Source organism: Kitasatospora sp. NPDC059462 (genome assembly GCF_042749955.1).
Classification (GTDB): Bacteria; Actinomycetota; Actinomycetes; order Streptomycetales; family Streptomycetaceae; genus Kitasatospora.
In genome coordinates this window covers 20,525-40,264 of record NZ_JBHYUU010000057.1, presented here as the reverse complement: position 1 = coordinate 40,264, position 19,740 = coordinate 20,525, and the positions used below count along the sequence as shown (strand labels likewise).

Here is a 19,740-nt window from a genome sequence, read left to right as displayed (position 1 = left end):
CGGCGCCGCCCGGGCCGAGACCCCGATCGGGGCGCGGGCGCACCACCGGGCGGGGGGGGTGCTGCGCGGGCGGGGTGCGGCGGGCCCGCCGCACCCGGCCCGGGCGTGACGGGCACGGCGGGTGACGCAGGGGACGGGTGACGTCCGGGGGGGGCGGGTGACGTCCGGGGAGGCATGACGTCCGAGGTAATCGACGCCCGCTCCGGGCCCCGGCACAGTGGTGCTCACCCGGCGGCGGCACCGCCGACCGGGATCCCACCCCACCTCCGGAAGGCCGGTCCGCCATGTCCGCGCACACCCTGACCACCGCCCGCCGCACCGCGCCCGCCCCGTTCAGGGCGCTGCGCGGACTCCTCGCCCTCGACGCCGTCGTCAGCGGCGGCAACGGCCTCGCCTACCTGGCCTTCCCCGGCCCGCTCGGCGAACTGCTCGGCGTCGGCCGCTCGACCCTGCTCGAACTCGGCGCCGTCCTGGCGGTGTTCGGCCTCGCGGTCGGCCTGCTGGCGGCCCGCCCGCAGCCGCCGGGGCTCGCGGTGCGGGCGGTGATCGACGTCAACCTGGCCTGGGCGGTGCTCAGCGTGGTGGCGATGGAGCTGTGGTTCGGGCCGACCACCGCCGGCTACGTCTGGATCCCGCTCCAGGCCGCCACCGTGGCCCTCTTCGCCGGTCTCCAGTTCGCCGCCCTGCGCCGGCTGCCCGGGTGACTACCGCGCCGTGCCCACGGCGTGCTGGAGGAACGCGACCGTCTCCTCGTCGGCCGGCAGGAAGGTCTCCATGGCCAGCTCGGAGACGGTCACGTCCATCGGCGTGTTGAAGGTCGCGATCGTCGACAGGAACGACAGCACCCGCCCCTCGTGGGCGATCCGCAGCGGCAGCGCGAACGGGAACAGCTCGGTGACGTCCTCCTCGCCCCCGTCGCCGGCCGCCGCGCCGGGCGGCTCGGGGTAGGCCCGGACCTCCTCCAGCAGCGCCCGCAGCGGCTCCGAGCGGACCAGCCCGACCTGCTGCTCCATCCGCTCCAGCAGGTGCCGCCGCCACTGCCGCAGGTTCAGGATCCGCGGCGCGACGCCCTCCGGGTGCAGGGTGATCCGCATCGCGTTGAGCGGCGGCTCCAGCAGGTGCGGGGCGACCCCGGACAGCAGCAGTCCGAGCGCCCGGTTGGCCGCGAGGACCTGGAAGGTCCCGTCGACGACCAGCGCCGGGTACGGGTCGTGCGAGGCGAGCAGCCGCTCCATCCCGGAGCGCAGGGCCGCCATCGCCGGGTCGTCCAGCCGCTTCTCCGGGTAGTGCGGCGCGTAGCCGGCGGCCAGCAGCAGCGCGTTGCGCTCGCGGACCGGGACGTCGAGGTGCTCGGCGAGCCTGAGCACCATCTCCTGGCTGGGCCGGGCGCGGCCGTTCTCGATGAAGCTGATGTGCCGGGCCGAGGAGTCGGCCAGCAGGGCCAGCTGCAGCTGGCTGAGGCGGCGCCGCTCCCGCCAGCCGCGCAGCAGCACGCCCACGCCCGTCCCGGCGGCCTCCGGCCCCATCCCCACCATGATCGTCATGGCCGGGAGGGTACTACCGCCCGCGCCGGGGCGTCAGGCGCCGGTGGTCGAGCCCGGGCGGATGATCATCAGCACCACGACGACCGCCCAGAGCAGGTTGAAGACGCCCGCCGTCATCGGCAGCAGCGTGAGCCCCTTGACGGCCCTGCCGTGGTCCTCCGAGTCGGCCCGGGCGCCGAGCGCGTCCACCGCGGCCTGCTGCGCGGGCAGCACGAACAGCAGCAGCGCCAGGGCGGCGACCGCGGTCAGCACCATGGAGGCGATCAGCCAGGACTGGCCGAGCACGTCCATCACCTGGGCGACCCCGATGCCGAGGACCGGCACGGCGATCCCGAGCAGCGCGTAGACCTGGGTGATCCGGTGCAGCAGCCGCAGCACGCCGGCGTCGGCGGCCTGCTCGGGCCCGCCCGCCAGCGCGGCCTTCGCCCGGCGCGGGAACATGCTGACGGCCACGGCCACCGGGCCGATGAACAGCACCGAGGCGAGGACGTGCAGGCTCAGCAGGAACTTGGCCATGGCGGGGCACCCTTGGGACTCATCGGGGGCGGCCCCGTCGGCGGTCGCGGCGCGGGCAGCCGGGGCGGCCGGTTCTCCCCGCCCCGCCCAGGACGCTAACACCGCTTATCCGACCGGCCCCTCCCAGGTCGGGCTCAGAGGGCGCCCAGCTCCACCGCCCGCGGCGGCACCTCGCTGACCGCAGCGACGGCCGCGCCGTGCGCCTCGTCCACCCAGTCGAGCAGCTGGAGGCCCTCGAAGGCGCTGAGCCGCGGCCGGCCGCCGGGCAGGTCGAGCGGGAGCCCGGAGAGGTCGACCTCGGCGAGGCCGTCCAGCGTCGTCCGGCCGATCTTGATCAGCGCCTCCTTGCGGACCCAGAGCCGCAGGAAGGCCCGCGCCGGGTCGGGGTGCTCCCGCACCTGCCGCAGCTCCTGCGCGGTGAGCACCCGGGGCGCGACGTCGAGCAGGGTGCCGCCGCGGTCGGTCAGTTCGACGTCGACGCCGACCGGCCGGTGGGCGGCGGCCGCCGCGACCACGCCCTTGGTGTGGGAGAGGCTGACCTCGATGCCGGGGTGGTCGGCCAGGTAGGGCTTGCCGTGGTCGCCCTTGCCGCAGTCGGGGCAGTGCTGGGCGAGGGCCAGCCGGTCGGCGGGGACGCCGAGCAGTCCGGCGGCGCAGAGCCGGACCAGCGCGTGCGCGGCGATGAAGTCGACCCGCCCGGACTCGTGCCGGAACCGGGCGGCGCGCTCCTTCTCCACGGCGGTGAGCAGGTGCTCGCCGGCCCCGGGGTGGCGCAGCACGTCGGCGCTGGTGGCGACGGTGGCGATCGCGTCGGAAGTCATGCCCCCAACCTAGCGGGGCCGCCGGGGGCACAGGGGCCGAAGGAGTCGACGGGCCGGAAGGGGCCACAGGACTCGAAGGGGGGGTGGCGGGCCGGTGGCGGGCGGCCCGGGGAGGACACGGATTGCCTGCCTACTCATCAGATTTTCATATTCACACTGATGGTCTGTAGGGTATGGTTCGTCCGATTTGGTATCTGATACACCGAATCTCTGGAATCTCCGGGATGTGACCGGGATGATCCGGGATCAACTGGAATGTGGCAGGCGTGCCTCTCCTGCCTGCCTTCTCGCCGCGCGGAGGAATGTGCCGATGAGTCAGCGAACCGGTACGCCCGGTCACAGAAGAGCCACCGCGGAGCGGGTCCCCGCCTCCCGCGGACGACGCCACGCCCGGATCGCGGTGGCGACCGCCGCCGCCGTGCTGCCGCTCGCGGCGGTGCTGACGGTCGGTTCGGCCGCGCCGCTGGCCCCGCCGCTGGGGGCGTGCAGCGGTCCGGACTGCCCCGCCACCTGGCCGCCGGTCAACAACGGCGACTTCTCCGGCCGGGACGCCACCATCAACGTCTTCACCGGCGGCTCCTACACGGTCACCGGCCGGGCGGCCGAGGCCGAGGGCAAGATCGTCACCCTCGGGGACTTCACCGTCGACAAGAGCCAGGGTGGCGGCGCCTTCAACGCGGGCGTGGTCGGCGTCGGCTCGCGGGTCGTCCCGCCGAACGGCAGCGACTTCCTGACCGTCGGCGGCGACGTCGGCGTCCTGCCCGGCAACTCGCTGCTGATCGGCGGCAGCGACTCCCAGGGCCAGGCCTTCGGCAACCTGCGGCACGCGGGCGCGGTCACCGGCACGGTCTCCATCGACCCGACCGGCGAGGCGATCCAGGACGCCGACGCCGCCGCGCCGTACCGGTCGGTGCTCACCCGGATCGAGGAGGTCTCGGCCTGTGTCGGGCGGGCCACCGCCACCGGCACCGTCGAGGTCACCGGCAGCGAGGCGACCTTCACCGGCGACGGGACCAGCATGAAGCAGGTCTTCAACGTCACCGGGAACCTCGCCTCGCCGACCGGCGGGCAGATCGGCCTGGTGTTCGCGAACGTCCCGGCCGGCGCCACCGTCGTGGTCAACATGCTGGCGGCCGACCCGGTCATCAACACCTACACCGGCACCGGGCTGCCCGGCGACCCGACCACCGACATGCGCTCCAAGCTGATGTGGAACTTCCCCACGTCCACCGGGGCGCAGATCAACGGCAGCGCGCAGTTCCAGGGCTCGGTGATGGCGGGCAACCCGGCCGGCACCACGACCATCAACATGCCGGGCATGAACGGCCGGGTGTACCTGGCGGGCAATCTGATCCAGACCGGCAACGGCGGCTACGAGATCCACAGCTACCCGTTCGACGGGGACCTGCCGGACTGCGAGGTCGTGCCGAGCCCGACGCCCACCGCGCCGTCGCCGACCCCGACCTCCCCGACCCCGACCGCGACGGAGACCAGCACCTCCCCGGCGCCGACCAGCCCGGCCCCGACGTCCCCGACCGCGACGTCGCCGGCGCCGACCGCCACGGAGAGCACCACCTCCCCGGCCCCGACGTCCCCGGCGCCGACCGGGACCGCCACCTCCCCGGCCCCGACCGGCCCGAGCGCCACGGCGAGCTCGTCCAGCGCGGCGCCGACCAGCGGCGGCCCGGCCACCGGCGGCCCGAGCGGCGGCGGTTCGACCGCCGGCCACCCGGCGCCCACCACCGGCGGGGGCGGCGGCCAGCTGGCCTCCACCGGTGCCGGCAACACCCCGGTCGTCCTCGGCGTGGCCGGAGGCGTCCTGCTCGCCCTCGGCGGCGGCCTCGCCTTCCTGGCCACCCGCCGCCGCGGCCGCCACGGCTAGCGCCCGCCCGCGGTAGCCGCCGCACGGCCGCGGGCCGCCCGGTCGTCCTTCGACCGGGCGGCCCCGCGCGTTCCCCGGCCGGTTCCGCCCCGCCCCCGCCGTGCCACCGCCCCGGCCCGCTTCGGCGACGGCCGCAGGCCCCGGCCGGTGGCCGGCCGGTCAGGTCACCTCGCCGCGCCGGGAGAAGCGCTCGTCCTTCCACTCGCCGCTCTCCAGCACCTGCGCCAGGTGCCGGGCCGCGTCCCACACCTCGGCGTGCGAGAGGTAGAGCGGGGTGAAGCCGAAGCGCATCAGGTCCGGCGCCCGGAAGTCCCCGATCACGCCACGGGCGATCAGCGCCTGCACCACCGGGTAGCCGTCGGCGTGCCGCAGCGCCACCTGGCTGCCGCGCCGGGCGTGCTCGCGCGGGGTCACCACCTCGATGCCGTCCAGGTCCTCGACCAGGGCGATGAACAGATCGGTCAGCGCCAGGCTCTTGGCCCGGACGGCGGCCGGGTCGGCCCGCTCCCAGACGTCCAGCGAGGCGTCCAGCGCGGCCTGGCCGAGCAGCGAGGGGGAGCTGGTGAGGAAGCGGCCGATGCCCTCCTTCGGCTCGTAGCCGGGCTCGAAGGCGAACGGCCGGGCGTGCCCGAACCAGCCGCTCAGCGGCTGCGGCGCGCCCGACTCCAGGTGCCGTTCGGCGACGTACAGGAAGGCCGGCGCGCCGGGGCCGCCGTTGAGGTACTTGTAGCTGCAGCCGACCGCGAAGTCGGCGCCGCTCGCGGAGAGTCCGACCGGCAGCGCGCCCACCGAGTGACAGACGTCCCAGATCATCAGCGCTCCGGCGGCCTTCACCCGGGCGGTGATCCCGGGCATGTCCAGCAGCTCGCCGGTCCGGTAGTCGACGTGCGAGAGGACGACCGCGGCGACGTCCCCGTCCAGGTGCGCGTCCAGCCCGGCCGGGTCGACCAGCACGCTGCGGGCGCCGGGGACCAGCCCGGTCACGCCCTCGGCGATGTAGAGGTCGGTCGGGAAGGCCGCGCGGTCGCCCAGCACGGCGGAGCGGCCCGGACGCAGCCGCAGCGCCGCCGCCAGCACCTTGAACAGGTTCACCGAGGTGGTGTCGCAGACCACCACCTCGTGCGGGGCGGCCCCGACCAGCGGGGCGATCCGCCGGCCCAGCCGGTACGGCTGCTCGAACCAGCCCGCGTCGTTCCAGCTGCGGATCAGCTCCCGGCCCCACTCCTGCTCGACCACCGTGCGCACCCGCTGCGGGGTGCGGACCGGTAGCGCGCCGAGCGAGTTGCCGTCCAGGTAGATCACCCCCGGCGGCAGGGCGAACTCCCCGCGGAACGCCGCCAGCGGGTCGGCGGCGTCCAGCGCCGCGCACTCCTCGCGCGTGATCATGTCCGGCCTCTCCCGTGCTTCCTCGTGCCCACTGCCCACCAGCTCGTTCATGCCCGCCGTGCTCGGGTTCGTCACATTCCGTCCCGGATCGCCCACAGCTCGGGGAAGACGTCCTGCTCGGCGGAGCGGCGCAGCCAGGTCAGACCGCTGGAGCCGCCGGAGCCCGGCTTGCCGCCCATCGCCCGCTTGACCGCCGCCAGGTGGCGCTGGCGCCACCGGGTCACCCGCTCGGCGACGTCCAGCAGCGCCTCGGCCAGCGGCTGCAGAGCGGCGTACCCGGGCTCGGTGCAGACCCGTCGCCAGGCGGCCGCGACGGCCTCGTCCGGCTGGTGGCGCTGCTCGGAGACGGTCCTCGGCACGGTCAGGCCGCGGCGGCCCAGCAGCGCGATCGCGTCGTCGTAGAGGCCGGGGGAGCGCAGCGCGGCGGCCAGCTCGGCGTGCGTCCGCGGGCTGTCGCGGTACATGGCCAGCAGCGCGGCGTTCTTGTTGCCGAGCAGGAACTCCAGGTGCAGGAAGGCCGAGGACTGGAAGCCCGAGGCCTCGCCGAACAGCGGGCGGAAGGAGTTGAACTCCGCCGGGGTGAGGGTGGCCAGCAGGTCCCAGGACTCCACCAGGACGTCCTGGACGTGGGTGCCCCGGCGCAGCGCGGACAGCGCGCCCGGCAGGTCGTCCTCGCGCAGGGCGCGCTGGGCGAGCGTCCACTCGTGCCGCAGCAGGCCGAACAGCAGCTCCATCACCTGGGTGGTGACGATGAACGACAGCTCGGCGGGCGTGTCGCTGAGCGGGTGCTGCAGGCTGTGCAGTTCGTCCAGCCGGACGTAGCGCGCGTACGGGGTGCCCCGCTCAGGCTCCCCGGCCCGGTCGAACGACAGACTGGGCTTCTCCACCGTGTCGTGCCCCATGTCCGATCCCTCCTGAAGTCGCCGGCGAGCCGGACCGCCGGACGGGTCCGGGATCCGCACCGGTGGCCCCGGTCCTCGCCGGGGCCCCATTGTGCGGCGGCCCGTCGCGCATTTGAATGGGCGACGGGCACGGCAACCGCGGCCGGGCCTGTCGTACGAGAGGTGTTTTCCCGATCCTCTTCACGATCGCAAAGCAGCGGGATCCAGCCAACCGGACCACACCCTCAGGAGTCGCCGTGGACGCCGTCGACCGCCGCCTGCTGGCCGAGCTGCAGGCCGACGCGCGGCTCTCCTACAACGAACTCTCCCGCCGGGTGAGCCTGTCCGCACCCGCCGTGGCCGAACGGGTCCGCCGCCTGGAGGCCGACGGGGTGATCACCGGGTACCACGCCCACGTCGACCTCACCCGCTCCGGCCTGCCGATCACCGCGCTGGTGCAGCTGCAGTGCTACGGCCCGCGCTGCGTGCTGCGCGACCCCGAGGTGGCCGGCTGGCCGGAGGTGCTGCAGTTGCACCGGGTCACCGGCGGTGCCTGCTGCGTGCTGCTGGTCGCGGTTCCGGCGATGGCCGATTTCGAGGCCCTCATCGACCGGCTCGGCGGCTACGGGCAGCCGGCCAGTTCGATGATCCTCTCCAGCCCGGTTCCCTGGCGGCCGGTGGTCGTGCCCTGAACCGGCCGATAGGTTCCTGCCCATGCCGATCGACCGTCACATCCTGCTGCTCCCGGGCAGCCTGCGCGCCGGGTCCGTCAACGAGACCGTGCTGCGCACCGCCGCCGCCGTGGCGCTGGTTACCGAGGGCGTCGCGACCACCTACTACACCGGGCTGGCGGGTCTTCCGCACTTCAACCCGGACCTCGACACCGACCCGCTGCCGGAGCCGGTCACCGCGCTGCGGGCGGCGGTCGAGGCCGCCGACGCCCTGCTGATCTGTACGCCCGAGTACGCCGGGACCCTGCCCGGCGCCTTCAAGAACCTGCTCGACTGGACGGTCGGCGGCATCGAGATCGCGGACAAACCGGCCGCCTGGATCAACGCCGCCGGGACCGGGCGGGGCCTGGGCGCCGAGGAGGCGCTGCGCACGGTGCTGCGCCACACGGGGGCGTCCGTGGTCGAGGCGGCCTGCGTCCGAGTGCCGCTGGCGCGCGGGGACGTCGGCGCGGACGGGCTGGTCGCCGACCCGCTGGTGCGCGACCGGATCGGCGAGGCCCTGCTCCGGCTGGCCGCGTCCGCCTGAGCCGCCGTCGCCCGCGCCGCTGTGCCGCGCCCGCGGCTCAGTGCTCCTCGGGCAGGTGCACGCCGAGCCCGGCGAGTCCTTCCAGGAACAGCTCGGCGCCGACCGCCGCGAGCAGCAGGCCGAGCAGCCGGGCCACCACCTCCAGCGAGGTCCGGTGGGTGCGCAGCATCAGCGGGGCGAGCACGGCGACGCAGACGTAGTTGATCGCCACCACGGCGACGTACGCGCCGGCCACGGTGGCGTGCCAGCCCCAGTCGTCCTTGGCGAGCGAGCCGACCAGGACGGCGGTGACCGCGAGCGGGCTGGCCAGGTAGGGCAGCAGCAGCTCGCGGATGCCCTCCACCAGCGGATTCGCCAGGTGTTCGTCCGTTTCCTCGGCGCCGGCGCCCAGGTGGACGCCGAAGACCAGCGCGACCGCGTAGACGAAGAAGATCAGGCCGCCGGCGAGCTGCAGCGACTGGTCGCTGATGTGGAACAGCGAGGTCACGAAGTCGGCGCTGAAGGCGAGGGCCACGCCGATCAGCGCCGAGATCAGCGTGCTCCAGGCCGCCAGGCGCCGCAGCTCCCCGGAGGTCCGGGTGGAGGCCAGCCGGGCGAAGGACAGCAGGACCTTCGGCGGGCCGACCACGGCGAAGAAGGCGATGAAGGCGCTGCTCAGGTCGAAGACGAACATGTGCCAAGCATGGCCGCGGCGATCATCGCCGCCCGGCTGCCACGCCTGGGCCCGGGTTATTCCCGTTCACACCGAGATTCGCCCGAACGGCTGCCCCGGGTCGAGCCGGCCGGTGGTTTCCGCTGCCATGGAAGCCGGACCTCCCTCCGCGCGGCGGAGGGCTCCCGAAGGGGACTTGGACATGGCTCTGAACCGTAGCGACCTTGGTCTGCTGGCCCTGCGCGGCGCCCTGGGCGGGGTGCTGATCGCCCACGGCACCCAGAAGCTGTTCGGCTGGTTCGGCGGTGGCGGCCTGGAGGGCACCGCCCAGGCGATGGAGGCGATGGGATTCCACCCGCCGCGGCAGAGCGCCCTGGCCGCGGGCCTCGGCGAGGCGGGCGGCGGCGCGCTGCTGGTCGCCGGGCTGGCCACGCCGGCGGCCGGCGCGGTGGTGGCCGGGACGATGGCGGGCGCGGTCGCGGTGCACGCCCCGTCGGGGTTCTTCGCGATGTCCGGCGGCTACGAGTACCCGGCGTTCCTCGGCGCGGCCGGTCTGGCGGTGGGTCTGGCCGGGCCGGGCCGGTACTCGCTGGACCACCTGAGCGGGCACGCGTTCAACCGGCCGTGGGTCGGGGTGCTGGCCTTCGCGGCGAGCGCGGCCGGGGCCGGCGCGGTGGTGGCCCGCCGCCGGCACGCCGTGCGGCTGGCGGAGGAGCGCGCGGCGGTGGAGGCGGAGACCCAGGAGGGCTCGGGGCTCTCCTGACCCGCCCCGGCCGGGGCGGGCTCACCCGAACGCCCCGGCCCTGGTGGCGAACGCCTCCCGGTCCACGGAACGTGGGCGGGGAGGCCCGCCGGGCAGCCCGGCGCGGCCGGACCCGACGGCCGGAACCCCGACGGCCAGAATCGAGGACCCCGATGGACCGCCAACCGACCCGCCGCCCCGCGTCCCCGCCCCGGCCGACCGCCGCGGACCCGCACGCCCCCGCCGTCCGCCGCCCGTACCGCGCCCTGGCCGCGGGGGTGGTGGCGGCGCTGCTCGGCGGGGCCGCGCTGGCGGGCTGCTCGTCCGACGGCGACGGGGGCAAGACGGGCGCCGCGGCCTCCTCGGCCGCCGCGCAGGCGGGCTCGGCGATCGCCGGCGCCGCCTCCGCCGCGGCCTCGGCGGCGGAGTCGGTGCTGGCCGGCGCGGCCGGCGGGCTGCCCTCGGCGGCGGCCTCCGCGGTCGCCTCGGCGCAGGCGAAGGCGTCCTCCGCGATCGCCGGCATCAAGGGCGGACTCGACGCGAAGGGCGACGTCGCGGTCGGCACGGTGGCCTTCGTGGACGGCAAGGCCGAGGCGGCGCTGACCGTCACCAACCACGGCCAGGACACCGGCCGGTACGTGATCCAGGTCAACTTCACCGACGACAGCGGTAACGTGCTGGACGTGACGGCCGTGACGGTCCCGGACCTGGCGGCGGGTCAGAGCACCGAGGTGAAGGCGCGCAGCAACCGGGACCTCTCGGGCTCGGTGAAGGCCGTGGCGGCCAACGCGGTGCGCTACTGAGCGCGGCCGGACCGTCCGGCCGCTCCGCGTCACCCCCGCTGATCCGCAGGTCAGCGGGGGTGGTTCGGGTCCCGGCGAACCTTAAGGGCGGCTCAAGCCGCAACGTCACCTCTTGACGGGGTAGTTGGTCTAGTCCATTTTAGTCCCCAGGTGCAGGGAGCCCCTGAACCGGCGTCAGCGGTCCGCCGCAGGCGCCGGTTCGGCATATCCCGGCGTCCGTCAAGGCATGTATCCGCTCGATTCCCCCATCCCGTTCTGTCATGCCCCGGTCGTACGGCCCCACCCCGTACCTGCGTCCCGGGACACGTCGGAATCCCCCACACCAGGAGTCACGCACCCATGCTCCGTTCACGCATCGAAAGGGCCGGGGCCCCGGTTCAGGAGGGCGGCCGTCGCAAGCGGTCCAAGAGCCTGACCGCGATCGCCGCCGGCACCACGGCCTCCCTGCTGCTCGGCGCGGGCCTCGCGCTCAGCGGCGGCACCGCGGCCAACGCCGCCGTCGGCAACAGCACCGGCGCGCCCGCCACCAGCGGTGGCATCAAGGTCGCCTACTTCGACCAGTGGTCGATCTACTCGAACGCGTACTACGCGAAGACGATCCAGGACACCGGCGTCGCCGGGAAGCTGGATTACATGATCTACTCGTTCGCCAACATCCACCCCACCAACGGGACCTGTTTCCAGGCCACCAAGGCCGCGAGCCAGGACGAGAACAACCCCAACGCGGGTGACGGTGCGGCGGACGCGTTCGCCGACTACCAGAAGAGCTTCGGCCCGGACATCTCGGTCGACGGCGTCGGCGACGTCTGGGGTCAGCCGATCGCGGGCAACTTCAACCAGCTGAAGAAGCTGAAGGCGAAGAACCCGAACCTCAAGATCCTGATCTCGCTGGGCGGTTGGACGTACTCCAAGTACTTCTCGTCGGCGGCCGCCACGGACGCCTCGCGCAAGAAGCTGGTCTCGTCCTGCATCGACATGTTCATCAAGGGCAACCTGCCGGTCGACGCCGGCTACGGCGGCCCGGGCTCGGCGGCCGGCATCTTCGACGGCATCGACATCGACTGGGAGTACCCGGGCGGCGGCGGCCACCTCGGCAACCAGGCGAGCCCGAACGACAAGCAGAACTTCACCCTGCTGCTGAAGGAGCTGCGCGAGCAGCTCGACGCGCAGGGCAAGACCGACAGCAAGCAGTACTACACCGCGGCCGCGGTGGGTGCCGGTCAGGACAAGATCAAGAACGTCGAGACCGACAAGATCGGTCAGTACCTGAGCTTCCTCGACGTCATGACGTACGACATGCACGGCGGCTGGGAGTCCAAGGGCCCGACCAACCACCAGGCCCCGATCTACTCCGGTCCGAACGACCCGATGACCCCGGTCCCCGGCGGCAACGGCAAGTACTCGATCGACGACGCCATCAAGGCGTACACCGTGGGCGACCCGCAGTACGGCATCGCGGGCGGCTTCCCGGCCAAGAAGATCAACGTCGGCGTGCCGTTCTACTACCGCGGCTGGACCGGCGTCCAGAACAACGGCAAGAACGGTCTGTTCCAGCCCGCCACCGCCCCGGCCCCGGGCGCGGCCCTGTCGGGCAACGTCCCCGGCATCCAGATGTACAAGGAGCTGGCCGGCTTCGTCGACAACCCGTCGAAGACCTACTGGGACGACGCGGCCAAGGCGACCTACTTCTACGACGGCAACGTCTTCTGGTCCGGTGAGGACGCCCGCTCGATCCAGGCCAAGCTGGACTACGCCCACTGCAACGGCCTCGGCGGCTCCTTCGCCTTCTCGCTGTACGACCTGGGCACCAAGACCGCGCTGTTCGACAAGATGGTCGAGGCCACCAACGGTTCCGCCGCGGCCTGCCCGGCCCCGCCGGTGACCACGCCGCCGACCACCCCGCCGACGACGCCGCCGACCACCCCGCCCACGACTCCGCCGACCACCCCGCCGACCACGCCGCCGACCACGCCGCCGACCACCCCGGCCGGCTGCGCGGGCGCCCCGAGCTGGGACTCGGCCGCCACCTACGCGACCCCGACCAAGGTCTCCTGGAAGGGTCACTACTACACCAACAAGTGGTGGACCAAGGGCGACGACCCGAGCGCCAGCGGCCAGTGGGGCGTCTGGACCGACAACGGCCCCTGCTGACCCACCACTGACCGGATGAGGGCCTGACGGACCCTCGCACCCACCGCACGAAGAGTCCGGCCCGCCGGGGGAGTCCCCCGGCGGGCCGGACTTGTCGTCGTCACGGGCCGGATCAGCCCAGGTCGGCGGTGCGCCCCAGGGCGTCCGGCTGGCTCTCCTCGATCCGGCGCAGCATCCGGGCCAGCATCCCGGAGAGCACGGTGCGGTCCTCGCCGACGAGGTCCTGGAGCAGTTCCTCCTCGAAGACGGCGGCCATCCGCATCGACTCCAGCCACTTGTCCCGGCCGAGCTCGGTCAGCTCGATGATCACCCGGACCCGGTTGGCCTCGTCCCGCTCCCGGGTGACCAGCCCCTCGGTGACCATCCGGTCGATCCGGTGGGTCATCGCGGCCGGGGTGAGGCCGAGCCGCTTGGCCAGCTCGCCGGGCCCGAGCCGGTAGGGGCTGCCGGAGACCACCAGGGCCTTGAGCACCTCCCACTCGGCCGAGGTGATTCCGAGCACAGTCAGCTGACGGTCGTAGGCGACGGTCATCCGCCGGGCGACCCGGGAGAGGGTCTGCACGATGGTCTCCACCTGCGGGTCGACGGTGGGGAATTCCCGCTGGTAGAGGGCCACCTGCTCGCTGATGCCCAGCTCGCGGGGAGTGGCCGGCGCGGGCTTCTCTGCAGTCATGCGGACCAGTCTCCCATGTGAAGTGCACTCCTTAAGCCTTTGACTCAGCACTCTTCTGGTGCTAAGACTTTAGAGTCAAACTTTAGCTCTTAAGTCTTCTTCCCTTAAGAGTACGCAGCGAAACTGACGGAGCCCTGACGCCTCCGTCCGCAACGAAGGGGTGTGCACGGTGACCGGCACGGTGAAGCAGCAGAGGCAGCAGCGACGCGGGGCGGGCGGCCCGCTGCGCCGCGTCCAGATCGGAAACGCGCTCAGCGCGTTCGGCAGCGGATTCACGATGCCGTACATGTTCGTGTACGTGGACCAGGTGCGCGGGCTGGGCTCGCTCGCGGCCGGGATGGTGTTCACCGTCTTCGCGCTGGCCGCGCTCGCCGTCCTGCCGTTCACCGGCCGCGGCATCGACCGGTACGGGCCGCGCCCGGTGCTGCTCGCCGGCGCCGCGCTGGCCGCCACCGGCGCGTTCGCCTTCGGGCACGCCACCGGCACCCCGGCCCTGCTGGTCTCCTCCTTCCTGTTCGGCGCGGGTGTCACCACCTGCCAGCCGGCGCTGGCCACGATGATCGTCCGCTGCTCCACCGCGGCGACCCGCTCGCACGCCTTCGCGCTGCAGTTCACCCTGATCAACCTGGGCATGGGCGTCGGCGCGCTGGTCGGCGGGCAGATCGTCGACGTCGCCGACCCGGCCAGCCTGACCCGGCTGTTCACCATCGAGGCCCTGACCTTCCTGGGCCTGGCCCTGGTGACCGGCACCGCCCGGATCCCGAAGGCCGCGCCGCTGCTCGTCCACGAGCGGACCGACGGGCCGCAGGGCCTGCGCGCCCTGCTCGCCGACAAGGCCATGCTCCGGCTCAGCGCGCTCGCCGGACTGATCTTCTTCACCTGCTACGGCCAGTTCGAGTCCGGCGTCGCCGCCTTCGCGACCGACACCGTCGGCACCGCCCCGTCCACCCTCGGCATCGCCATCGGCGCCAACGCGCTGACCATCGTGGTGCTGCAGATGTTCATGGTGCGGATCACCGCCCGCCGCCGGCGCACCACCGCGATGGCCGCCGCCGGCGTGGTCTGGCTCGGCGCCTGGGCGATGGCCCTGGTGGCCGGCCTGATCCGGACCGAGGCGATGGCCGCCACCGTCGCGATCGTCGCGATCTACGCCCTGTTCGGCGTCGGCGAGTCGCTGCTCGCCCCCACCATGGGCCCGATGGTCGCGGACCTCGCCCCGGCGCGGCTGCTCGGCACCTACAACTCCGGGTACGCCCTGGTGAAGCAGATCGCGATCGCCGTCGGCCCGGCCGTGGGCGTCCTGCTGGTCGGCTCCGGCACCTGGCCGCTCTACCTGGCGGCGATGACCGGCTGCACCGTGCTGATCGTCGTCCTGGCGCTGCGCCTGCGGCCCCACCTCACCGCGGCCCAGGACAACGCGGCCGACGGCTCCGCCGGGGACGAGCAGGCCCCCTCGGCCCCGGTCCGCGCCCCGGCCCGGCCGGTCCGCGAACTGCAGACCGCCGCGTGACACGGCCCTGACGGGCGTCGGACAGGTCACCTGTCCGGCGCCCGTCGCGCTTGGTTTCGCGCCCACCGGCACATAGTGTCGGTGGCTGTCGGCCGTCCGGCCGAGGTCGGACGGGCCGGTGCGGGCCGCCCCGGCCGGCGCGGGCCGACCGCGGCCACCGGGGCACAGCGCCGGCGGCCGGCACAGGCGAGACAGGCGAACCGGCGAGGCAACCGACACCATGACGCAAGCGGCGCTCACCCACCCCCCGGCGGCAGCGGACCGGGCCGGCCCGGCACCGCGACGGCGGGGGCTGCTGCGCCGGGCGGCGGACCGCTCCGACTGGCTCGGACCGATCGCCGTGGCGCTCTTCGCCGGACTGCTGCGGTTCTGGAACCTCGGCCACCCCGACGCCTTCGTCTTCGACGAGACCTACTACCCCAAGGACGCCTGGTCGCTGCTGCGCCAGGGCTACGAGGGCACCTGGCCGGAGCACGCGAACGAGCAGGTCCTCGCCGTCCCGCAGCAGATCCCGCTCACCTCCGCACCCGAGTTCATCGCCCACCCCCCGCTCGGCAAATGGGTGATCTCGCTCGGCGAGTGGGCCTTCGGCCTGCACCCCTTCGGCTGGCGGTTCATGACCGCGCTGCTCGGCACCGTCACCGTGCTGATGCTCGCCCGGATCGGCCGCCGGCTCTTCGGCTCCACCCTGATCGGCTGCACCGCCGCCCTGCTGATGGCCGTCGACGGCCTCCAGCTGGTGATGAGCCGCATCGGCCTGCTCGACGGCGTCCAGATGTTCTTCGTCCTGGCCGCCTTCGGCGCCCTGCTGATCGACCGCGACCGCACCCGGGCCCGGCTCGCCGCCGTGCTGCCCGACCACGGCGGCGACACCGTCCGCCTCGGCCCGCGCCCCTGGCGGATCACCGCCGGGCTCTGCCTGGGCGCCGCCGCCGGGGTCAAGTGGAACGGCGCCATGGTGCTCGCCGCCTTCGGTCTGCTCACCGTGCTGTGGGACCAGTCCGGCCGCCGCTGGGCCGGCGCCCGCCGCCCCTGGCGCTCGATGCTGCGCCTCGACGCGCTGCCCGCCTTCCTCGCCATGGTCGGCTCCGCGTTCGTGGTCTACCTCGGCGGCTGGGCCGGCTGGCTGTTCACCGGCGGCGGCTTCGACCGGCACTGGGCCGACGACCGGGCCGGGCTCTCCCCGGACAGCGTCCTCGGCGTCGGGCTGCCGCAGGTGTCGATGAGCTGGGTGCCCGCCCCGCTGCGCAGCCTGTGGCACTACCACGCCCAGATGTACGACTTCAATACCGGCCTGAGCAGCCCGCACACCTACCAGTCCAACCCGTTCAGCTGGCTGGTCCAGGGCCGGCCGGTCTCGATGTTCTGGGAGCAGGTGCCGGCCGGCCAGCGCGGCTGCACCGCGTCCGGCGGCTGCGCGGCGCAGATCCTCGGCCTCGGCACCCCGCTGCTCTGGTGGACGGCCTGCTTCGCGCTGGTCTACCTGCTCTGGCGCTGGTTCTTCCGCCGCGACTGGCGCTCCGGCGCGGTGCTGTGCGGCGTGGCCGGCGTCTACCTGCCGTGGTTCCAGTACCAGGAGCGGACGGTCTTCTCCTTCTACATGGTGGTGCTCGTCCCCTTCCTCTGCCTGGCCGTGGCGCAGATGCTGGGCGCGATGCTGGGGCCGCAGGGGTGCTCGCCCGAACGGCGCCGGATCGGTGCGGTCGGCGCCGGGCTGATCGTGCTGGCGATCATGGCCTGCTTCGCCTTCTTCTACCCGCTGTACACCGCGGAGGTGATCCCGATGACGTCCTGGCAGGACCGGATGTGGTTCACCAGCTGGATCTGACCGGTGCTCCGGCTCGCTGCCGGGGGGCAGCTGCTGCCGGTCACCCCGGGGCTGGGCGCGGTCACCGCCGTCCTGCTGCTGGCCGCCGTCGCGGTTGCCGGGTGGGGGCGGCTCGGCCAGGGGCGCGCCGTGCTGCGGGCCGGACTGCGCGCGGTGGTGCAGCTCGCCGCCGTCGCGCTGGTGATCACCTGGGTGGTCGGCTCGCGCTGGTGGTCGGCGCTGTTCGTGCTGCTGATGTTCGCGGTCGCGGTGCGCACCGCCGGGCGGCGGATGGTGCCGGCCCCCGGGCGGGGCTGGCTGTGGGCGGCCGCGCCGGTCGGGGCCGGGGTGCTGCCGGTGCTGGTGCTGCTGCTCGGCAGCGGACTGCTGCCGCCGAAGGGCCTGTCGGTGATCCCGGTCGCCGGCATCCTGATCGGCGGCGCGCTCACCGCCACCTCGCTGTCCGGGCGGCGCGCCCTGGACGAGCTGCGCCAGCGGCACGGGGAGGTCGAGGCGGCGCTGGCGCTCGGCTTCGAGGAGCGCGACGCCCGGATGGAGATCTGCCGCACCGCCGCCGCGACCTCGCTGGTCCCGGCGCTCGACCAGACCCGGACGGTGGGCCTGGTCACCCTTCCGGGCGCGTTCGTCGGCATGCTGCTCGGCGGGGCCTCGCCGGTCCAGGCGGGCGCGGTGCAGCTGTTCGTGCTGGTCGCGCTGCTGGCGGTGGAGGCGGTGGCGGTCGTGGTGGTGCTGGAGCTGGTCGGCCGGGGGCTGGTGCGGGCCGGGCGGCCGGGAGGGGGGATCGGGTAGGCTGGGCGCGTTGAAGGGGAGTAGCCCTCCACCGGACCGTCGACATACTGGCCCTCGGGCCCGGCGCCCGGGGCACCGCGGTTCCACGACCGGTGCCGGCGAGACCTTCGGCCGCAGTGCTGTGTGTACGGGCGCGCGTCGTGCGCGACCCGTGGATTGCCAACCAGTGCTGTCGGGCCGGAGCGACCCCCTGACGGAGCTGCTGCGGTCCGGCGGCCCGAACCCGAGGGACACCACCCCCGATGAGTCTGACCGTCGCCGCGATCACGTTCGGCATCATTTTCCTGTCCGAACTGCCCGACAAGACCGCCCTGGCCAGCCTGATGCTCGGCGCCAAGTACCGGGCGAGCTACGTCTTCGCCGGGATCGCCGCCGCCTTCGCCCTCCAGGTGGGCATCGCCCTGGTCGCCGGGAAGCTGCTCTCGCTGCTGCCGCACCGCTGGGTGGAGGGCGTCACCGGCGTCCTGTTCCTGGCCGGCGCGGCGATGCTGCTGTTCCACGGCGGGGGCGACGAGGAGGACGGGCACGCCGCCAAGGAGCCGTCCGCCAACAGCTTCTGGAAGGTCGCCGGGGCCAGCTTCGTGGTCGTGGCGATCGCCGAGTTCGGTGACCTGACCCAGATCATGACCGCCAACCTGGCCGCCAAGTACGCCGACCCGCTGGCCGTGGGCCTGGGCGCCTGGCTGGCGCTGTGCGCGGTGGCCGGGATCGCGATCCTGGGCGGGCAGAAGCTGCTGAAGCACGTGCCGATGAAGATGATCATCCGGGTCGCGGCGAGCGTGATGGTGCTGATGGCCGGGTTCAGCATCTTCCAGGCGATCAAGGGCTGACGCGGCGGGCCCCGCACCCCGCCGCCCGGTCAGCAGCTGTTGCGGTTGTCCAGGGCGGCGCGGGTGTTGGGACCGTAGACGCCGCGGGTGTCGCCCCGGATGCCGTTGATGTCCTGGAAGTACATGACCATGAGTTCGGTGCGGTCGTCGTACTTGCCGGTCGGGGGCAGCTTCTGCCAGCAGATCACGACGCCGAGTTTCCGCTGGAGCGCCAGGACGTCGGGCCCCTCCATGCCGCGCTCCAGGGTGCGGACCGTCGGGGTGGGGGCCGGCGTCGGGGTGGCGGGCGGGGTGGTGGCGGTCGGGACGGGCGCCGCGGTCGTGGGCGCCGGCGTGACGGGCACCGGGGCCGGGGGCGTGGTCACCGGGTCGGGCACCGGGACCGGCACGGGGGCCGGGGGAGCGGCGGCCGCCGTGGTGGCGGGCGCGGCCGGCGGCGGGGTGGTGGCGGTGGTCCGGGCCGGGGAGGGCCTGGCGCTGGTCCGGGTCGGCGTCGGCGTCGCGCTGGGGCTGTCCTCGGTGGGCGGCGGCGCGCTCGGGCTCGGCTGGGCCGGGACGGTCGGCTCCACCGGGGCGAGGCCGAGCGTGGCGGTCGGCGCGGGGGCGGCCCGGTCGTCCGGCCCGGCGGACGGGGTGAGCGCGTAGGCGAGGCCCACGGTCACCGCCAGCAGACCGGCGCCGGCCGCGATCAGCAGGCCCTTGCGGCGGGCGAGCGGGCCCCGGCCGTCCTCCTGCGCCGCCGCGCGCCGGGCGGCGCGGCCGCCACCGGCGGCGGTGGCCGTGGCCGCAGGGGCGGCGTGGGCGAACGGGAAGACGCCGAGCTCGTCCGCGTCCTCGGCGGCGGGCTCGCCGGCGGGCGCGGGCGGCGCCGGGGGCCGCGACACCGGCTGCTGCGGCGGCTCCGGCGGGAACTGCGGGGCGGAGGCGACGGGCGGCAGCACGGTGGTCGCGTAGGCGTCGGCGTCCGGGCCCAGCGGGGCCGCGGGCGGCGGCAGCACGGTCGTGCCGAACGGGTCGGTGGCCGGTGGCGCCGGCACGGGCGCTGCTGCCGGACCGGCGGAAGGCCCGGCGGAAGGTCCGGCAGGCGGTTCGGCCCCCGCCCCGGGCGGCGGGCCGTCCACGACCTGGCCGACGGCCTGCGGCACGTACGGGCGGACCAGCGGCGGGCCCTCCAGGTGCGGCAGGACGGCGGTCTCGTCGAGGCTGCCGTCCGGGACGAGGCAGCCGCACCCTGCGGAGCGTGCGGTGCCGCACGTCGGGCAGTGCTGGTCCGGCATCGGCCGGCCCTCCTCGGTGTCGCGGTCGGTGGCGGTCTCGGACTCGGGCTGCGTTCGTCCTGGGGTCCAGGCGGTGGACGGGCCTGATTATGCAGGACGTCCCTGGGAGGGGACAGGGCGGTCCGGCCCGTCGTGGGGGCCTTGTGCCGGTTGGTGGGGGTTGGGGATCGCTGAACGGCCGATGTGGCGATGCGAACG

Annotated in this window: 19 protein-coding genes; 11 read left to right on the top strand and 8 right to left on the bottom strand. The window is 74.2% G+C overall.

Annotation, left to right across the window (positions count from 1 at the left end):
- Positions 1 to 284 precede the first annotated feature (284 nt).
- The gene (locus ACFXAM_RS17130; RefSeq protein WP_380291952.1) at positions 285 to 704 is read left to right on the top strand and encodes a hypothetical protein; all 420 of its coding nucleotides are present in this window, start codon (positions 285 to 287) and stop codon (positions 702 to 704) included.
- Here the strand turns inward: ACFXAM_RS17130 and ACFXAM_RS17125 are convergent, their stop codons facing one another.
- The 3 genes from ACFXAM_RS17125 to ACFXAM_RS17115 form a co-directional block, all read right to left on the bottom strand.
- Positions 705 to 1,544 carry a helix-turn-helix domain-containing protein gene (locus tag ACFXAM_RS17125; RefSeq protein ID WP_380291950.1) on the bottom strand — a complete coding sequence of 280 codons (840 nt, stop codon included), beginning with the start codon at positions 1,542 to 1,544 and terminating at the stop codon, positions 705 to 707.
- Positions 1,545 to 1,577: 33 nt separating this feature from the next.
- Complete coding sequence (locus tag ACFXAM_RS17120; protein ID WP_380291948.1) at positions 1,578 to 2,060, bottom strand: DUF2269 family protein; 483 nt, start codon at positions 2,058 to 2,060, stop codon at positions 1,578 to 1,580.
- A gap of 134 nt (positions 2,061 to 2,194) precedes the next feature.
- A complete protein-coding gene (locus tag ACFXAM_RS17115) occupies positions 2,195 to 2,881 on the bottom strand; it encodes a 4'-phosphopantetheinyl transferase family protein (RefSeq protein ID WP_380291946.1) in 687 nt (228 codons plus the stop codon).
- 310 nt (positions 2,882 to 3,191) lie between these two features.
- On the opposite strand from ACFXAM_RS17115, the gene ACFXAM_RS17110 reads away from it, so the two are divergent.
- Positions 3,192 to 4,763, top strand: a complete 1,572-nt coding sequence (locus ACFXAM_RS17110) for a choice-of-anchor A family protein (protein WP_380291944.1) — start codon at positions 3,192 to 3,194, stop codon at positions 4,761 to 4,763.
- Between the two features lie 159 nt (positions 4,764 to 4,922).
- Here ACFXAM_RS17110 and kynU read toward each other — a convergent pair whose 3' ends face one another.
- Complete coding sequence (kynU, locus tag ACFXAM_RS17105; RefSeq protein WP_380291942.1) at positions 4,923 to 6,200, bottom strand: kynureninase; 1,278 nt, start codon at positions 6,198 to 6,200, stop codon at positions 4,923 to 4,925.
- A 20-nt stretch (positions 6,201 to 6,220) separates the two neighbouring features.
- Positions 6,221 to 7,051, bottom strand: a complete 831-nt coding sequence (locus ACFXAM_RS17100; RefSeq protein ID WP_380291940.1) for a tryptophan 2,3-dioxygenase — start codon at positions 7,049 to 7,051, stop codon at positions 6,221 to 6,223.
- Positions 7,052 to 7,287: 236 nt separating this feature from the next.
- Between ACFXAM_RS17100 and ACFXAM_RS17095 the strand changes: the two genes are divergently transcribed.
- Both ACFXAM_RS17095 and ACFXAM_RS17090 read left to right on the top strand, forming a co-directional pair.
- The gene (locus ACFXAM_RS17095; protein ID WP_380291938.1) at positions 7,288 to 7,722 is read left to right on the top strand and encodes an Lrp/AsnC family transcriptional regulator; all 435 of its coding nucleotides are present in this window, start codon (positions 7,288 to 7,290) and stop codon (positions 7,720 to 7,722) included.
- A gap of 22 nt (positions 7,723 to 7,744) precedes the next feature.
- Positions 7,745 to 8,287 (top strand): NADPH-dependent FMN reductase, encoded by a 543-nt coding sequence (locus ACFXAM_RS17090; RefSeq protein ID WP_380291936.1) that lies wholly within the window; start codon positions 7,745 to 7,747, stop codon positions 8,285 to 8,287.
- A 37-nt stretch (positions 8,288 to 8,324) separates the two neighbouring features.
- Here the strand turns inward: ACFXAM_RS17090 and ACFXAM_RS17085 are convergent, their stop codons facing one another.
- Positions 8,325 to 8,960, bottom strand: a complete 636-nt coding sequence (locus tag ACFXAM_RS17085; protein ID WP_380291934.1) for a MarC family protein — start codon at positions 8,958 to 8,960, stop codon at positions 8,325 to 8,327.
- A 181-nt stretch (positions 8,961 to 9,141) separates the two neighbouring features.
- On the opposite strand from ACFXAM_RS17085, the gene ACFXAM_RS17080 reads away from it, so the two are divergent.
- From ACFXAM_RS17080 to ACFXAM_RS17070, 3 genes are all read left to right on the top strand, one after another.
- Entirely contained in the window at positions 9,142 to 9,702 is a 561-nt protein-coding gene (locus tag ACFXAM_RS17080) for a DoxX family protein (protein ID WP_380291932.1), read from the top strand.
- Between the two features lie 152 nt (positions 9,703 to 9,854).
- Positions 9,855 to 10,484, top strand: a complete 630-nt coding sequence (locus ACFXAM_RS17075; RefSeq protein WP_380291930.1) for an FxLYD domain-containing protein — start codon at positions 9,855 to 9,857, stop codon at positions 10,482 to 10,484.
- A gap of 339 nt (positions 10,485 to 10,823) precedes the next feature.
- Positions 10,824 to 12,635, top strand: coding sequence for a glycosyl hydrolase family 18 protein (locus ACFXAM_RS17070; RefSeq protein WP_380291928.1), 1,812 nt, complete (start codon positions 10,824 to 10,826; stop codon positions 12,633 to 12,635).
- 112 nt (positions 12,636 to 12,747) lie between these two features.
- Here the strand turns inward: ACFXAM_RS17070 and ACFXAM_RS17065 are convergent, their stop codons facing one another.
- A complete protein-coding gene (locus ACFXAM_RS17065; protein ID WP_380291926.1) occupies positions 12,748 to 13,308 on the bottom strand; it encodes a MarR family winged helix-turn-helix transcriptional regulator in 561 nt (186 codons plus the stop codon).
- A gap of 169 nt (positions 13,309 to 13,477) precedes the next feature.
- Between ACFXAM_RS17065 and ACFXAM_RS17060 the strand changes: the two genes are divergently transcribed.
- From ACFXAM_RS17060 to ACFXAM_RS17045, 4 genes are all read left to right on the top strand, one after another.
- Positions 13,478 to 14,818, top strand: a complete 1,341-nt coding sequence (locus ACFXAM_RS17060; RefSeq protein ID WP_380291924.1) for an MFS transporter — start codon at positions 13,478 to 13,480, stop codon at positions 14,816 to 14,818.
- Positions 14,819 to 15,038: 220 nt separating this feature from the next.
- Positions 15,039 to 16,646: a dolichyl-phosphate-mannose--protein mannosyltransferase gene (locus tag ACFXAM_RS17055; protein WP_380291922.1), complete on the top strand. Its 1,608-nt coding sequence runs from the start codon at positions 15,039 to 15,041 to the stop codon at positions 16,644 to 16,646.
- Positions 16,647 to 16,649: 3 nt separating this feature from the next.
- Positions 16,650 to 17,435: an ABC transporter permease gene (locus ACFXAM_RS17050; RefSeq protein ID WP_380291920.1), complete on the top strand. Its 786-nt coding sequence runs from the start codon at positions 16,650 to 16,652 to the stop codon at positions 17,433 to 17,435.
- A gap of 242 nt (positions 17,436 to 17,677) precedes the next feature.
- Positions 17,678 to 18,265 (top strand): TMEM165/GDT1 family protein, encoded by a 588-nt coding sequence (locus ACFXAM_RS17045; RefSeq protein WP_380291918.1) that lies wholly within the window; start codon positions 17,678 to 17,680, stop codon positions 18,263 to 18,265.
- 29 nt (positions 18,266 to 18,294) lie between these two features.
- Here ACFXAM_RS17045 and ACFXAM_RS17040 read toward each other — a convergent pair whose 3' ends face one another.
- Complete coding sequence (locus tag ACFXAM_RS17040) at positions 18,295 to 19,542, bottom strand: peptidoglycan-binding protein (protein WP_380291916.1); 1,248 nt, start codon at positions 19,540 to 19,542, stop codon at positions 18,295 to 18,297.
- Positions 19,543 to 19,740 lie beyond the last annotated feature (198 nt).

Bases quoted from the DNA above. Each gene is read 5' to 3' on its own strand.
- ACFXAM_RS17130 (WP_380291952.1), top strand. From the start codon at position 285: ATGTCCGCGCACACCCTGACCACCGCCCGCCGCACCGCGCCCGCCCCG.
- ACFXAM_RS17125 (WP_380291950.1), bottom strand. From the start codon at position 1,544: ATGACGATCATGGTGGGGATGGGGCCGGAGGCCGCCGGGACGGGCGTG.
- ACFXAM_RS17120 (WP_380291948.1), bottom strand. From the start codon at position 2,060: ATGGCCAAGTTCCTGCTGAGCCTGCACGTCCTCGCCTCGGTGCTGTTC.
- ACFXAM_RS17115 (WP_380291946.1), bottom strand. From the start codon at position 2,881: ATGACTTCCGACGCGATCGCCACCGTCGCCACCAGCGCCGACGTGCTG.
- ACFXAM_RS17110 (WP_380291944.1), top strand. From the start codon at position 3,192: ATGAGTCAGCGAACCGGTACGCCCGGTCACAGAAGAGCCACCGCGGAG.
- kynU (WP_380291942.1), bottom strand. From the start codon at position 6,200: ATGAACGAGCTGGTGGGCAGTGGGCACGAGGAAGCACGGGAGAGGCCG.
- ACFXAM_RS17100 (WP_380291940.1), bottom strand. From the start codon at position 7,051: ATGGGGCACGACACGGTGGAGAAGCCCAGTCTGTCGTTCGACCGGGCC.
- ACFXAM_RS17090 (WP_380291936.1), top strand. From the start codon at position 7,745: ATGCCGATCGACCGTCACATCCTGCTGCTCCCGGGCAGCCTGCGCGCC.
- ACFXAM_RS17085 (WP_380291934.1), bottom strand. From the start codon at position 8,960: ATGTTCGTCTTCGACCTGAGCAGCGCCTTCATCGCCTTCTTCGCCGTG.
- ACFXAM_RS17080 (WP_380291932.1), top strand. From the start codon at position 9,142: ATGGCTCTGAACCGTAGCGACCTTGGTCTGCTGGCCCTGCGCGGCGCC.
- ACFXAM_RS17075 (WP_380291930.1), top strand. From the start codon at position 9,855: ATGGACCGCCAACCGACCCGCCGCCCCGCGTCCCCGCCCCGGCCGACC.
- ACFXAM_RS17070 (WP_380291928.1), top strand. From the start codon at position 10,824: ATGCTCCGTTCACGCATCGAAAGGGCCGGGGCCCCGGTTCAGGAGGGC.
- ACFXAM_RS17065 (WP_380291926.1), bottom strand. From the start codon at position 13,308: ATGACTGCAGAGAAGCCCGCGCCGGCCACTCCCCGCGAGCTGGGCATC.
- ACFXAM_RS17055 (WP_380291922.1), top strand. From the start codon at position 15,039: ATGACGCAAGCGGCGCTCACCCACCCCCCGGCGGCAGCGGACCGGGCC.
- ACFXAM_RS17045 (WP_380291918.1), top strand. From the start codon at position 17,678: ATGAGTCTGACCGTCGCCGCGATCACGTTCGGCATCATTTTCCTGTCC.
- ACFXAM_RS17040 (WP_380291916.1), bottom strand. From the start codon at position 19,542: ATGCCGGACCAGCACTGCCCGACGTGCGGCACCGCACGCTCCGCAGGG.